This window comes from Acinetobacter lactucae, assembly GCF_001605885.1.
Taxonomy (GTDB): Bacteria; Pseudomonadota; Gammaproteobacteria; order Pseudomonadales; family Moraxellaceae; genus Acinetobacter; species Acinetobacter lactucae.
In genome coordinates, this window is record NZ_LRPE01000004.1 from 33,489 (window position 1) to 48,701 (window position 15,213).

The 15,213-nt window shown below is 39.3% G+C and carries 13 protein-coding genes; 4 read left to right on the forward strand and 9 right to left on the reverse strand.

The window, feature by feature from the left end:
* Positions 1-41 precede the first annotated feature (41 nt).
* Positions 42-953, forward strand: coding sequence for a bestrophin family protein (locus tag AWW73_RS01340; protein WP_057106728.1), 912 nt, complete (start codon positions 42-44; stop codon positions 951-953).
* A 47-nt stretch (positions 954-1,000) separates the two neighbouring features.
* On the opposite strand, the gene AWW73_RS01345 is transcribed toward AWW73_RS01340, so the two are convergent.
* The 6 genes from AWW73_RS01345 to AWW73_RS01370 are packed head-to-tail and all read right to left on the reverse strand — an operon-like array spanning position 1,001 to position 7,850.
* Positions 1,001-2,059 carry a 2,3-butanediol dehydrogenase gene (locus AWW73_RS01345; RefSeq protein WP_062848530.1) on the reverse strand — a complete coding sequence of 353 codons (1,059 nt, stop codon included), beginning with the start codon at positions 2,057-2,059 and terminating at the stop codon, positions 1,001-1,003.
* 29 nt (positions 2,060-2,088) lie between these two features.
* Positions 2,089-2,874 (reverse strand): acetoin reductase, encoded by a 786-nt coding sequence (locus AWW73_RS01350; RefSeq protein WP_062848531.1) that lies wholly within the window; start codon positions 2,872-2,874, stop codon positions 2,089-2,091.
* Positions 2,875-2,900: 26 nt separating this feature from the next.
* Positions 2,901-4,304 (reverse strand): dihydrolipoyl dehydrogenase, encoded by a 1,404-nt coding sequence (gene lpdA, locus AWW73_RS01355; RefSeq protein WP_062848532.1) that lies wholly within the window; start codon positions 4,302-4,304, stop codon positions 2,901-2,903.
* 10 nt (positions 4,305-4,314) lie between these two features.
* Complete coding sequence (locus tag AWW73_RS01360) at positions 4,315-5,853, reverse strand: 2-oxo acid dehydrogenase subunit E2 (RefSeq protein WP_062848533.1); 1,539 nt, start codon at positions 5,851-5,853, stop codon at positions 4,315-4,317.
* 1 nt (position 5,854) lies between these two features.
* Positions 5,855-6,874: an alpha-ketoacid dehydrogenase subunit beta gene (locus AWW73_RS01365; RefSeq protein ID WP_062848534.1), complete on the reverse strand. Its 1,020-nt coding sequence runs from the start codon at positions 6,872-6,874 to the stop codon at positions 5,855-5,857.
* Between the two features lie 13 nt (positions 6,875-6,887).
* Positions 6,888-7,850: a thiamine pyrophosphate-dependent dehydrogenase E1 component subunit alpha gene (locus AWW73_RS01370; RefSeq protein ID WP_004792523.1), complete on the reverse strand. Its 963-nt coding sequence runs from the start codon at positions 7,848-7,850 to the stop codon at positions 6,888-6,890.
* A gap of 362 nt (positions 7,851-8,212) precedes the next feature.
* Here AWW73_RS01370 and lipA point away from each other — a divergent pair, with 362 nt between their 5' ends.
* Both lipA and AWW73_RS01380 read left to right on the forward strand, forming a co-directional pair.
* Positions 8,213-9,199 (forward strand): lipoyl synthase, encoded by a 987-nt coding sequence (lipA, locus tag AWW73_RS01375; protein ID WP_062848535.1) that lies wholly within the window; start codon positions 8,213-8,215, stop codon positions 9,197-9,199.
* Positions 9,200-9,355: 156 nt separating this feature from the next.
* Positions 9,356-10,495: a hypothetical protein gene (locus tag AWW73_RS01380; protein ID WP_062848536.1), complete on the forward strand. Its 1,140-nt coding sequence runs from the start codon at positions 9,356-9,358 to the stop codon at positions 10,493-10,495.
* 48 nt (positions 10,496-10,543) lie between these two features.
* Here AWW73_RS01380 and AWW73_RS01385 read toward each other — a convergent pair whose 3' ends face one another.
* Positions 10,544-11,296 carry an iron-containing redox enzyme family protein gene (locus AWW73_RS01385; RefSeq protein WP_002113940.1) on the reverse strand — a complete coding sequence of 251 codons (753 nt, stop codon included), beginning with the start codon at positions 11,294-11,296 and terminating at the stop codon, positions 10,544-10,546.
* 320 nt (positions 11,297-11,616) lie between these two features.
* On the opposite strand from AWW73_RS01385, the gene AWW73_RS01390 reads away from it, so the two are divergent.
* Positions 11,617-12,846, forward strand: coding sequence for a GGDEF domain-containing protein (locus AWW73_RS01390; RefSeq protein ID WP_057106971.1), 1,230 nt, complete (start codon positions 11,617-11,619; stop codon positions 12,844-12,846).
* A gap of 208 nt (positions 12,847-13,054) precedes the next feature.
* Here the strand turns inward: AWW73_RS01390 and AWW73_RS01395 are convergent, their stop codons facing one another.
* Together AWW73_RS01395 and aroC are read right to left on the reverse strand one after the other, a co-directional pair.
* On the reverse strand, positions 13,055-13,780 hold the full coding sequence (locus AWW73_RS01395; RefSeq protein WP_031948244.1) for a hypothetical protein: 726 nt from the start codon (positions 13,778-13,780) through the stop codon (positions 13,055-13,057).
* A gap of 329 nt (positions 13,781-14,109) precedes the next feature.
* The gene (gene aroC / locus AWW73_RS01400; RefSeq protein WP_062848537.1) at positions 14,110-15,201 is read right to left on the reverse strand and encodes a chorismate synthase; all 1,092 of its coding nucleotides are present in this window, start codon (positions 15,199-15,201) and stop codon (positions 14,110-14,112) included.
* Positions 15,202-15,213: the final 12 nt, after the last annotated feature.

Sequence of the window (15,213 nt, forward strand, 5' to 3'; positions counted from 1 at the left end):
CATATTGCACTTGGTTAGGTTCATTAGTTCAAAGGCTTTATATGATTGTCCGTGATAAAAGCAATGTATTTAAATTATTATTTGCTTGGAAAGGAACAATTTTGCCGAAGGTCTTGCCTGCACTGAGCATTGTTATTCTGATCTCAGCATTTGTTGTTTTTCTTTCTTATTATCATTGGATTCAAATCCCTACCGTACCTGCAATTGGTTTTACAATCTTCGGTGTGATTCTGTCAATTTGTACGGGTTTTAGAAATAGCGCGTGTTATGACCGATGGTGGGAAGGTCGCAAACTTTGGGGTGCGCTAATTGCCAATGCCAGACATATCGTTAGAGATAGCCATGTTCTATCGAATGAACAGCGTGAACATTTAATTCATCAAGTCCTAATTTTTAGTAATTTATTGCGTGATCGACTGCGTCAACAAACAGTTGAACCCACCAAATTTCTTGAACATGCCTATTTAACGAACTCTTCACTTAATTATTTAAATGAGCATATTAATGCACCACAATTTGTACTCGAAAACATTCAAAAAGATTTAGTTAAAATACTAAAAGATGGTGAAATTAGTGACATTATCTATAGCACCTTAAATCGACATATTGTTGAGTTAGGCAATATCCAAGCAGGTTGTGATCGTATTGCTGGGACACCTTTACCCTATTCATATTCAGTACTTTTGCACCGTGCCGTTTACTGCTTCTGTTTCATATTACCATTTAGCCTTGAAGCAGCTTTGGGCATCTGGACACCGCTTATTGTCGGCTTAATCGCTTATATGTTTTTAGGTTTAGATGCCTTAAGTGCTCAAATTGAAGAACCTTTTGGTTTGCAAGAAAATGATTTACCGCTCGATTCAATTGTACGTTTGATTGAGAGAGAGTCTCTAAGCTCTTTAGGACAGCCATTACCGCCTATTATTGAAGCCCAAGACAACAATTTACTTTAATAAAAAAGAGCGAATCATCGCTCTTTTTTATAGGTCTAAGTATCTATTTAGGGCTGTACGATAATCTTAACGGCTGACTCATTGTTATGAATTAAGGTTTCAAAACCTTGTGAAATCAAATCATCAAGTTGAATACGCTGGGTAATAAAAGGTTCAAGATTTATTTTACCCTCTTCAACCAGTTTAATCGTTTCTTGATGGTCATTCACATAGGCAATTGTGCCTCGTACATCAAGCTCTTTCATCACCACACTATGCACATTAATTGATGCTGGATGGCTCCAAATCGAAACAATAACGATAACGCCTGTTGGTTTGACTGCTGCAACCAAAGTATCTAAAACTTTGTTAACGCTACTACATTCAAACGCGACATCAACGCCATCGCCATTGGTAATTTTCATGACCTCAGAAACAACATCAACTTCTGACGGGTCTAAAATATAATCTGCGACTCCCGACTCTTTGGCCTTCTCTTTACGTTTTGCACTTAGCTCGGTAATGATGACCTTAAGACCTTTTGCTTTTAAAATTGCTGAAAGCAACAAACCTATTGGGCCCGCACCACCTACCAGTGCAATATCACCAGCCTTTGCACCACTACGTACGAAAGCATGGTGACCCACAGATAACGGTTCAATCAAGGCCGCCTGATCTAGTGGAATTTTATTGGAAATTGGATGCACCCAACGGCGTTTAACCGCAATTTTCTCCGATAAACCACCGCCACGACCGCCTAAACCAATGAAGTTCATATTTTTAGAAAGATGGTAATTATCACCCGGTCCAGTCGGCACATCATCGGCCACAATATAAGGCTCTACGACTACATGCTGACCAATTTCAATATCATCAACACCTTCACCTACGGCATAAACCACACCTGAAAACTCATGTCCCATAGTAATCGGCGCAGATTCGCCTGAAATAGGATGCGGATGTCCACACGGTGGAATAAAAATCGGTCCTTCCATAAACTCATGCAAATCTGTACCACAGATTCCACACCAAGCCACCTGAATACCTACAGTGCCGGGAGTGACTTCTGGTTCAGGGATATCTTCAATACGAATATCGCCTCTGTCATAAAAACGCGCTGCTTTCATTATTATCTCCCTCAAATCAGGATGTTGTTTTAGCGATAGACAATGCCGCCGTCCGTTAAAATGGATTGGCCTGTAATGTAATCTGAATCTTCACTTGCCAGAAAAGCAACTAATGCAGCTACATCCTCTGGTATTTGGGCTCTACCTAAAGCAATACCTTCCACATATTTTTTATAAGTTTCACCTATAGCGGCACCGGTAATTTCAGCAAAACGTTTATCGATTTCAACCCACATGTCAGTTCCGACAATTCCGGGACAATATCCATTTACCGTAATACCGTGACTGGCATATTCTTTTGCCGCAGCTTGGGTAAGTGCTCGTACCGCAAATTTGGTTGCCGAGTAAATACCGAGTAAAGCAAACCCGTCGTGGCCTGCAATTGAGCAAGCATTAATGATTTTTCCTTTATGTTGCCGTTGCTTAAATTTTGCAGCAGCAGCCTGAATGCCCCACAGTACTCCACCAATATTGATATCAACAATTTTTTGAAATTCATCAGGTGTGATATCAGCAATGGCTTGAACTTGTGCAATTCCAGCGTTATTAATCATGACATCAAATCCACCAAGAGTCTCTTCAGCATGATTTATAGCGGTATATACTTGCTCACGGTCACTGACATCAGCAATAAATATGCTCGCATTTACACCTAAACCCTGAATTTCCTGCTGCACCTCGTTCAGTCGATCTTGTTTCATATCGACTAGGGCAATATGTGCCCCTTCTTGCGCCAAGCGCAGGGCAATCCCACGGCCAATGCCTTGAGCTGCCCCAGTCACTAAAACGACTTTATTTTTTAATCCCTTAACCATGTTCAACTCCTGTAAATGTAGAATTTCTACATATGAATCGCTCGTTGCATTGAAGCCAGAATAGATTCATGCATGGCTTCTGATAAGGTTGGATGTGGGAAAACCACTTGAGCTAAACTTTCATCAGTTGCTTCTAGATATTTAGCAATCGCAAAGCCTTGAATGTGCTCAGTCACTTCATGACCTACCATATGTGCACCAAGTAGTTCGCCCGTTTCTGCATGAATGATTGTTTTAACGAAGCCTGACGCATCTCCAATTGCCAAAGCTTTGCCATTCGCAGTTAAAGAAAACTTGCCGACTCGTACAGGTAAGTTCTTAGCTTTTGCTACGTTTTCCGTTAAACCAATACTCGCCACTTGTGGATGCGTAAAAATACAACCCGGTATCTGGCTACGATCGAGTGAATGTACGTTTGCTACACCAGCAATTTTCTCGACACATATCATGGCTTCATGGCTTGCTTTATGGGCAAGACACGGCGCTCCAGCCACATCACCAATGGCATAAAGTCCTGCTACGTTGGTTTTACAATAGTCATCAATTGCCACAAAACCTTGTGGATTGAGTTCTACACCTAAACGTTCTAGTCCTAGCCCCGTGGTGTTAGGCTGTACACCAATTGCCGAAAGCACGCGGTCAAAAACAAGCGTTTGAACATCATTTGCCGTTTCAACCACACAGTGGACTTGCTCATTTTCAATCTGAATACTTTGAACGACAGCATCGGTTAAGACTTTCATACCTTTTTGTTCAAATTGTTTTCTAACAAATTGAGCAACTTCCGCATCTTCAGTGGGTAAAATCTGCTTGGCTAAATCAATAAGGGTGACCTGACATCCTAAATCTTGATAAAGACTAGCAAACTCACTGCCAATCGCTCCCGAGCCTACAACCAATAAGCTTTTTGGTAATTGCTCTGGTACAAGCGCTTCTTTATAGCTCCACACGTACGTTCCATCGACAGGAAGCTGAGGAACATGTCGAGCTTTAGCTCCAGTTGCCAAAATAATATGGGGCGCACTCAAAGCCTGACTTTTACCTTGAGCATCGGTCACTTCAATTTTTTCTTTAGCCGTAAGCTGAGCACGACCATTAAATACAGTCACCTGATTTTTTTTAAGTAAGTAATCAATACCTTGTACTAACTGAGCTGACACTTGACGGCTATGTTGCACAAGCTTTTGAATATCAAAATCGAGTTGAGATACCTGAAAACCAAACTGTCCGGCATGTTTAAACTGAGTTGCAAGCTCTGCCCCTGCAAGCAAAGCTTTAGTTGGAATACAGCCCCAGTTTAGGCAAATTCCGCCTAGATGTTGTTCTTCTACAATTGCGGTTTTTAACCCGAGCTGGGCTGCACGAATTGCAGCCACATACCCACCTGGTCCCGCGCCAATCACAATTAAATCAAATTGAGCTTCTGACATGCGGGTTCTCCTACACCAAAATTAAAGCAGGGTTTTCAACAAACTGCTTAAAGCTGGCCAAGAATTTCGCTCCAACCGCACCATCAATGACTCGGTGATCGCATGACAACGTCGCTGTGACAATCTCACGAACCACTACATTGCCATTTTCAACAACAGCGCGAGATTCAGAAGCACCTAATGCCATAATTGCACCTTGCGGTGGGTTAATAATGGCATCGAACTGCTTAATGCCTAACATTCCTAAATTTGAAATGCTAAAACTGCCGCCTTGAAACTCATCAGGTTGTAACTTGCCAGTCTTGGCACGCGTTGCCAAATCACGCATGTCATCGGAAATCTGTGCTAAAGACTTCTGATTCGCCGCTTTCACAATGGGTGTAATTAAACCGTTTGGAATTGCCACAGCTACCGAAATATCTGCTTGAGAGAACTGTAAGATTGATTGAGTCGCCTCATCAAATTGAACATTCACCTCAGGTACTTTAATGAGTGCCGCTGCAGCTGCCTTAATTAACATGTCATTAATAGAAAGCTTCACTTGTGGCACAGTTTCATTAATTTGCTTACGTAGTGTTTGCATAGCTTCTACGTTTAGATCGACTACAAGACGGAAATGTGGCGCATTACGTTTTGCCGCTTGCAAGCGTGAAGCAATCGCTTTACGCATACCATTCATCGCGACTGTGGTGATTGTCGATTGTGGTTGAGCAACAGCACACTGAGTAGACTGTTCACTTCCCACCGTTGGGTTGTCACGGTTGTAAACCGCTTCAACATCTTCTTTACAAACCCGGCCACGAGTACCTGAAACACGGCAGTCATTTAAGTTAATGCCCCATTGTTTTGCTAAACGACGTGCTACAGGCGTCGCTGAAACTCGGCTATCGTCGGCAGTAGATTTAACCACTTTAGCTTGAGTTTGCTGTTTAACGTCAGGCCACTGACCTCCAGCAGCCTGCACAGCTTTCTGGATGTCTTGAACACTAATACGTCCTTCACGGCCAGAGCCTGTGACTTTCGCTAAGTTCACATTATGTTTTTCAGCAAGTTTTAACGCATGCGGTGTTGTAAACAACTCATCAGATGTTTGATAACCTTGTAATGACTCGGGTACAGCGTAGTCACCTTTAGCAACCTTTACTGGAACTGGAGCACTTACAGCTAAAGACTGTGGTTGTTCCGCTTTTTCAATAACAGGTGCAGATATTTCCGCTTTACTCTGTTCCGAAGATGCTTCAGGAGCTTTAGCTGCTGAACCACCGAGTGATGCAATAAATGTTTCAATTTCTGCATCAGAAACTTCACTTTCAGCACATACCGCAATGAGACCACCGACAGGTAAAGTCTCACCATCTTTTGCTAAAATTTTACGGAGCGTTCCTGCAAAAGGCGCTTCTAATACATTGACGATTTTTGTGGTTTCAATTTCACAAATTTCATCGCCTTTATTAAAGCTATCACCTTCTTTAATCAACCATTGGGCAATCGTGCCTTCTTCCATGGATAATCCCCATTTCGGGATCTCCAGCGTTTTAATTTCGCTCATCCTAAGCCTCCAATGTTTTTCGCACAGCTTGCTCAATACGCTCTACACTTGGAATCCATTCTTTTTCTAAAACCGGAGAGAATGGAACAGGCGTATGTGGTGGCGTTACGAGTTCAACAGGTGCTTTTAAATAGTGGAAACCTTTTTGTGCAACTAGTGCAGCAACATCATGCCCGAAGCCACAGCGTGCCGCCGATTCATCCACAATAACCACACGTCCAGTCGATGCAACAGACTCTAAAATTCCTTCTTCATCCAGAGGTGAAATTGTACGAGGGTCTACCACTTCAACTGAAATGCCATCTTTTGCCAATTTATCCGCTACTTCATTGGCGCGGTGTACCATCAACCCTAAAGCAATAATGGTCACATCTGTCCCTTCACGAGTGTAATTTGCTACACCAAAAGGAATAGTATAGGCATCACCTGGAACTTCACCTTTAATGTCATAAAGCATTTTATGCTCACAGAACACTACAGGGTCGTCATCTCGAATAGCCTGAATTAATAGCCCTTTCACATCATATGGGCTAGATGGAACTACAACTTTTAAACCCGGAACCGCAGCAAATACGTTATATGGTGACTGAGAATGCTGAGCTGCCGCAGAAAAACCTGCACCAATCATGCCACGTACAACCATTGGCGCTTTTGCTTTTCCGCCGAACATATAACGGAACTTAGCGGCTTGGTTATAAAGCATGTCATGACACACGCCATAGAAATCCATAAACATTAAGTCAGCAACAGGACGTAAACCTGTAGCCGCAGCACCAGCGGCCATACCAATAATCGCTGATTCGGTAATTGGAGTATCAATCACACGTTCTGAACCAAATTCCGTCCATAAACCTTTGGTTACACCAAGTACCCCACCGAAGCCTTCAAGCTCGTTCTCTTCGGTATTTTTACCACCATGGCCGCCGCGCACATCTTCGCCAACCACGAAAACAGTTGGGTCACGGCGCATTTCTGATTCAATGGCTTCTTTAATCGCATTACGAAAACTTTTATTTGGCATCTTTACTATTCCTTTAGTAAGAGACATAGACGTCAGTAAGGAGTTGTTCTGGTTGTGGGTATGCCGCAGCACGAGCTTTAGCAACGGCATCATCAACATTTGCTTTAGATGCTGCATCAATCTCGTCTAGTTTGGCTTCATCAATTTTGCCTTTGACTTTTTCTCGGAAAATTTTCAAAGGATCTTTATTTTCTTTGATGAATTCGACTTCTTCTTTAGAGCGAATCAAGCCCGGGTCACCTTCAAAGTGGCCATAAAAGCGGTTCGTAATGGTTTCAATCACACTTGGACCTTCACCACGGCGTGCACGATCAATAGCAGTTTGGGCCGCTTCATAAACTGCAAAGAAATCGGTACCATCAACTTTAACTGCTGGTAAACCAAAACCAGCTGCACGACCAGCAATATCCTTACTTCCTACCGCGTAATCATGGCCCGTTCCTTCACCAAAACCGTTATTTTCGAAAACGAAAATGACTGGAAGTTTAAGCACAACAGCCATATTCATCGCTTCAAAGGTAAGGCCTTGGTTTGAACCACCATCACCTGTAAAAGACAGGCCCACGCCACCAGTTTTTAAGGTTTTTGCTGTCAACGCTGCACCAATTGCTAATGGAGGCCCGCCGCCCACAATTCCGTTGGCACCGAGCATACCTTTATCCAAATCGGCAATGTGCATAGAACCGCCTTTTCCACGACATAGCCCGTCATCTTTACCGAAAATTTCCAGCATCATGGCATGAATGTCACAGCCTTTTGCAATACAGTGTCCATGCCCACGGTGTGTTGAAGTGATATAGTCTTTGTCGGTTAAGTTTTCGCAAATCCCGACTGCTACAGCTTCTTCACCACTGTATAGGTGAATAAAGCCAGGAATATCACCATTGGTATTTTCTTCGTGAAGTCGATCCTCAAATTCACGAATATCACGCATGCGTTTATATGCTGCGAGTAATTGCTCTTCCGTTAATTGCATATCCTTTTCCTTTATTATCTTGATTATTGAAAATCAACCAAGTTTCAGCGAGAGTTATATATTTCGCTATAAACAATAAAGCTCAATTTAATTTAATATGCTATTAGACTAAAAATTTTTAAATGGTTTTTATGGCTATTATTTTTTATTTTTCAAAAACTTGTACAGCAAAAATAAAATTAAAAAATTTTAATACATTTCATTGTCTTGCAAAACAAACCTTTAACCAACCTTTATTAATTTATAATATTAGCTGTGTACTATGCTCATTAATAAACTCAATATCCGTTATTTAATTTATAAGGATTTTTATTATATAGAGTCTAGTTGCAAATTATTTAATATAAAATGGAATTTTATATATGGACTTAAAAAAGCAAATAGGAACTGGTATTAAATTAAGAGGAATGGATAAAGTTGCTCGTATTCCGATTAAAATCTTACCTACAGAAGAGTTACCAACAAAACCTGACTGGATTAGAGCCAAAATAACCGATTTTGAAGAAATTAACCGCATAAAAAATTTGCTACGTCAACAAAAGTTACACAGTGTTTGCGAAGAAGCAGCGTGTCCAAATTTACCGGAATGTTTTGGTGGAGGTACGGCAACATTTATGATTATGGGAGACATCTGTACTAGACGCTGCCCTTTTTGTGATGTGGCTCATGGTCGCCCAAGAGCTTTAGACGAAGATGAACCTAAACACTTGGCAGAAACAGTCGCAAACCTAAACTTAAAGTATGTCGTGATTACCTCTGTTGACCGCGACGATCTACATGATGGCGGCGCTGCACATTTTGTAAAATGTATTGAAGAGATCAGAAAGCGCTGTCCAGAGACATTAATTGAGATTTTAGTACCAGATTTTCGCGGTCGTTTAGAGACAGCGCTTTCAACTCTAAGCTTATCGCCTCCAGATGTGTTTAATCATAATATTGAGACAGTTCCGCGTTTATATAAAGCGATGCGTCCTGGGTCAGACTATCAACATTCACTCGAGCTGCTAAAACGCTTTAAAGCATATTGTCCCGATATCAAAACCAAGTCTGGCCTGATGGTTGGATTAGGAGAAATAGAGGCTGAAGTGCTTGCCCTACTCAACGATTTAAAAGACTATCAAGTCGATCTTGTCACGATTGGTCAATATCTTCAGCCTTCAAAATCACATGCGCCTATTCATCGGTTTGTAAATTTACAAGAATTTGAACGATATACCCGACACGGTAAGCGATTAGGTTTTAAAAATATTTGGAGTGCACCTATGGTTCGTTCTAGCTATTTTGCTGATCGACAATATTTTGGAGAAGAAGCACCGAAACCTTTTAGTCGACAAGATGTCTTATCGTAAGGAATAGGCAATTAACAAAACTTATCCAATAGGATAATGGTCAAGACCTATAAAATTATTTAAGGTAAGGAGATAACTAGGAAATAGTCACAATAAAAAAGTTATAACAGTTGAGCGGCTACGGATACGCCATTTCAATGATAAAGGAATTTCGATATGGATATGTCAGAACAATTATCATCGCCTTTTATAGACACTACTCCGTCCTTATTTCGGCCGGAATCCTCATCTCATTCTAAATTATTAGGAAAAAAACCATCACTTGAGCTTGAGGCAGCACCTTTGTTTGATCTGGGTGAGGAATGGGAACATTCATTATTTGGTCGTTCGATTCATGAGTGTCATCGCAATTTAATGCATATTGCCGAAGATGCCGATATGGCAATTGGTGTGACTGATCCTCATGGCACGCTACTTTGGACATGGAGTAGTCATCCAATGCGCTCATCGGCCGAGCAAGTACACTTTGTTGAAGGTGGTCAGTGGTCTACTCAGGCAGTAGGTCAAAATGCAATTGGTTTAGCATTAAATACACATTCTGCAAGCTGTGTTTACTCACACGAAAACCAAATGAATAGTGTTAGAGACTGGGTGTGTTACGCAGCCCCAATAACAGATACAAATACAGGTCAATTTTATGGGATTATGAATTTATCGACTAAATCTCATAAGCATAATTCTCTTGGTCTTTTAGCCGTTGAAAGATGTGCAGATATTGTTAAACAAGCTATTCAGCTACATCAAAAAAATATTTTGTATATTAAGGCCTTTGGAACTCCCAAAGTTCAATATAACCAACACAGCCTTACATTGACTCAACGTCAAATTGAAATTCTGTGCATTCTAACTCTTTGTCCTGAAGGGATTAATCTTGAAGAACTTCACTATGCTTTATATGGTGATCGGCCTGTAAGTACCACCACTTTAAAAGCAGAACTTTCTCAACTTAGAAACCTAATACCCGACGTTATCGAGTCACGACCATATAGACTTAACTGCGAAATTCAATGTGATTTTTTAATGGCTGAACAAGCATTAAACCTAGGCTTCACATCAACTACGCTGACACTTTATAAAGGAAGTTTTTTATCTAAATCAGAAAGCCCTTTTTTATGTGCATGGAGAGATTGTTTTGACGCTCGTTTGAGCCATGTGATTTATCAAATTGAAGATATTGATCAATTATTACGCGTAGTCAGTCGTGTACCAGACCGTGTAGATGCTGTTGAACGCTTACTTGAATTATTACCCGAAGAAACACCTTATCGAACTAAACTGTTAAAGTTGCTCGAATAAAATAAAAGGGAGAATATCGTATAAATATTCTCCCTTTTTAAGGCCAGATCAAGCAGAGGCTTGAAGCTGTACCCTATAGCAATCGTCCAAAGCTAATTCATAATACCGTAGCCCTTCTTCGGCAGCATGAAATGCTTTTTGCTGCCAGTCAGGACGGTCATTACATAAACGCTTAATCAGTTCCATAGCTTCATATGGATGAAGATCATCATAATGTGCATGAGCACGTAACCAAGCTAAAGAACGTTTATCAATCGTGACTTCAGGATGATTCGTATAGGTATGAATACCTTTATACACCTGAATAGACCAATCTCCGGTTGCCCATTCAATTGCTAAATTTGTTGCAGCCAGACATTCTGCCAAATTCCCTCGATGACTCATATTCCATAGAAAATGGTTTACCGCGTTCATAGCAGCTGGTGGACGTACATGATCAAGTTCTTCAACTGTTAAGCCAAAACCTCCAGCCCAATCGCGATACCATTTTAAGTGTCGCTCTTCTACCTTAATATTTTGGATTAACCAATCTCGTGCTTCTGTAACTCCCGGTTCAGAAAACCCTGTTGCTTTCCCTAATGCTCCAGCCATATACGACGGGAAATGGGCGACTAATGGATAGAAATTAAGTAAAGCATAACGGAAACTATCTAGGCTCAATCCCCCATTGGCCATTTCCGTAAAAAACGGATGTTTACTCACCCGTTCTTTTGCTGGTAACAGGTCGTCCCAGAACCGTTGTGACCATCCATTATGCGGCGTAATTTCTAAATTCATTCCATATTGATTTAGAGCAGTCATTGCTAATTTTCCTATTTATATGACAGCAATCATCTGTATTTCACGCTATAAGTCTATCCGAAAATGATAAAGATACAATCGTTAATCGACCATTTGTAACTTTTTTCGATGGATTGAGAGACTTTAGATAATTATTACGCTAATCATTGAAATGTCGTGATTTTTATCACATTTAACATAGATAAAAATCATTACTTTTTTAAAAAATCTGTATTATTATTTTGAATAAACCACACATTATATAATCAATATTTTTAGATGGAACTTTACTTAAAATAAGTCTGATTTTATAACAACTTCCAATATAGTGAGCATTAATTATGAAGTTGCAAGGTTCCAATATATTGGGACAGGAACAAATAGATTTATTAACCACGCGAGGATTAAACTTCGTATGGTTTCCAAAGCGGCTTGAAACGATTTATCGTTTTCAGTACCAAAATGGTGCTGCCTATGAGTTCCGCTATAGAGCGCCTATTATTTTAATATTATATATATTTTTAAGCTTTGGTATATATCAAGTTTTACCAAGTGAACAAGTTTTGCCCTGGTTTAGTTATTATTCTTGGGTAGGTGTAATTGTTTTTATTGCTTGGATTTTATCATTTATTAAAAAACTGAACCAATATTTTGATTATTATGTAGGAATTGGCTCAGCTTTAGCGGTAGCAATTACTTTTATTTTAATTAATGTTATTGAAAATGGCCAAGAGAATGTTCTTTTCCATGCAGCGATGATGTATGCAATCGTTATTATTTATGGTGCTGTTGGTATGCGTTTTTACACCGCCATATTTGCTGGGTGGATAGGAGGACTAGCTGGAATTTTAGTAAGTAACTACTTAAATGGTGTAATCGACTGGACTTTTCTGAACCGCACTTATACCTTCAGTAGTTTTCTAGGAATGACTCTCGCCTATGCAACTGACCGTCAGCACCGAGAAAACTATTTACAAAACTGTATGATCGAGCTTAACCGTATTGAGCTCATGCAACAAGCACAGCAGTTATCCTTACTCTCACAACAAGATGCACTTACGGGTTTAGCCAATCGACGCTATTTAGATGAAACACTTGATAATGAATGGCGCCGTGCATTACGGCATGAAACACCACTCACAATTATGATGGTCGATATCGATTATTTTAAAGCATACAATGACACGCTAGGACATCTCAAAGGTGATGAATGTTTAAAAGAAATCGCAATTGCTATTTCTTCTATTGCTGCTCGTAGTGGTGATTTAGTTGCTCGTTATGGCGGCGAAGAGTTCTTGCTACTATTTCCAATGACAAATGCGCAGCAAGCTTTAATACAGGTCGAACGTTTAATGAGTGCGATTAATAAAATTGCGATTAAGCATCCATGTAGTGATGTTTCACCTTATGTCACCATTAGCGTAGGAGTCGCAACCACAATTCCACGGCTAAACGATTCAATTTCTGCTTTTGTTGCACGAGCTGACCATGCCTTATACAAAGCAAAAACAAATGGGCGTAATCAATATAAAATTGCTGTAAATGAAGAACAAATTGTAGATTTAACTTAAAATGGCAAATAACTATTGAAGATAACTTTTGGCTAATGATTATATTATTTTTTGGTATTACTCATTTGAATTAAAATAATGAAAAGCTTATCTATTTAGCTTTAATATAGACTAAATATTTTTGTTTAACTGTTAAAATTAAATTAAAAATAGTTTAGTTAAGATTAATAAATACCGACTCTACTCTAACCTAAAATATTCCAGTTCATCAGAATTCTCCTTTCAACTTTCTCCAAAGTTTATTTATAAAATAGAGCAATAAGTTTTGCTCAATCCTGGGAGGTGTTGTCTGAACAACTTCATTTGAAAACGGTAATATCGAGACAATATTTTCATGTATCGTTTCATAGTTCGGATAAGCTTCTTTTTTAATAATTTCTATCGTTTTTTGTATTTCATCTACAGATAAGTTCAAGAATTTTTTAATTTCTTGGACTGTTTTTGATTCAATAGATAATAAAGCACAAACTCTAGTGACATTAACAATTTGCTCTGCATGAATATTTTTAAAGTTTGGATAACAAACGAGTTTATATAAAACTTTAGTTTCCAAAGAATCATTAGAAGTTATATTTTTATTATTTTCTATACGCTCTTGATGAGTATTTTGAAAATATTCATTCTTTTCTACTTTTTGTAAAATATTTAAAAGTTCCTGATACCGTATTGGTCTCTTTAACCCATATTGGTAACCTTTTAAAAGCTCAGGATTATTGCTTAATACGATTTTAATTTTTTTAGGAATAAGAATATTGGTATAACCACTATCTAAATCAATAATATGTATATCTGGATCATTATCATTATATACCCAATTTCCAGATAACTGAGATGACAAAGACAAGTCATGAATAACTTTTATCATTGCCTGTAAATTTTTAGGCAAAAGCTTATCCTTTGACATACAGCCAATTCTATATGTGCATTGATTCATTGATATTTCCCCAATTTCAATGATGACTTTGAAAATTATTTGTTTAAAGTAATAAAATTTAAATATGTAATAAACTTATATAAAACCAATTTGACTAAAATTAGTTTTAAGATATAAATATCTTGCGTAGCGAACAAATTAATAAGATTTTAATTTCTTACTTAAGCAGATAAATATATTCAGAAATAAATCGCGCGTATTATATTTATATAGAGATTATAAGACAAGGAAATAATTTAAAATTTAATAGAGTCAAATATGGTAAAAAATTAAAGCCCCCAAGTTTAAGTTAAATATGGGGGCTTAATTACTATAGTCGAAAATTATGACTATGGTTCAATTGGGGCAAACGGTGGAACAACATCTGCATTTTGTGCACGATGGCGTAGGAAGTGGTCCATTAAAACAATGGCTAGCATTGCTTCTGCAATTGGAGTTGCTCGTACACCTACACATGGGTCATGACGACCTTTAGTTAACACATCAGTATCTTCACGGCTTAAATTAATCGTTTTACCTGGTGTTGTAATACTTGCAGTAGGTTTTAATGCGATGGCAACTCGAATCGTCTGACCACTCGAAATACCTCCTAAAATACCGCCTGCATGGTTCGCCAAGAAGCCATTACTCGTCAACTCATCACGTGTTTCATGACCAAATTGCCCAGCAACTGCGAAACCATCCCCGATTTCAACACCTTTAACCGCATTAATACTCATCATGGCATGAGCAATGTCAGCATCTAGGCGGTCAAAAACAGGTTCACCCCAGCCTACAGGAACTTTTTCAGCTAAAATTTCTAGCTTAGCCCCGCAGCTTGTACCTTGTTCACGTAAAGATGTCACCAAGGCTTCAAAACGTGAAACAGCGTCTACATCACCACAGAAAAATGGATTATTCGGAACTTCATTCCAATCCAGTTTTTCAGCAACTTCATTACCAATTTGTGTGACGTGACCGCGAATCAATACACCAAATTTTTCTGCTAAATATTTTTTAGCAATAGCACCCGCTGCAACACGCATAGCAGTTTCACGAGCACTAGAACGACCGCCCCCCCGGTAATCACGGAAACCATACTTTTGTGTATAGGTGTAGTCCGCATGACCCGGTCTAAAAGTCTGAGCAATATTGCCATAATCTTTCGATTTTTGGTCAGTATTACGAATAAGTAAGCCAATTGGCGTACCAGTCGTTTTACCCTCAAACACACCAGAAATAATTTCGACTTGATCAGGCTCTTTGCGCTGAGTCGCAAATTTTGATGTACCCGGCTTACGGCGGTCCAGATCTTTTTGTAGATCTTCTTCGGTTAACTCAAGACCAGGTGGCACACCATCAACAATTGCCATTAAGCCAACGCCATGAGACTCACCACATGTCGTTACGCGAAAGAGTTGTCCAATACTGTTCCCTGCCATACGTACAACTCC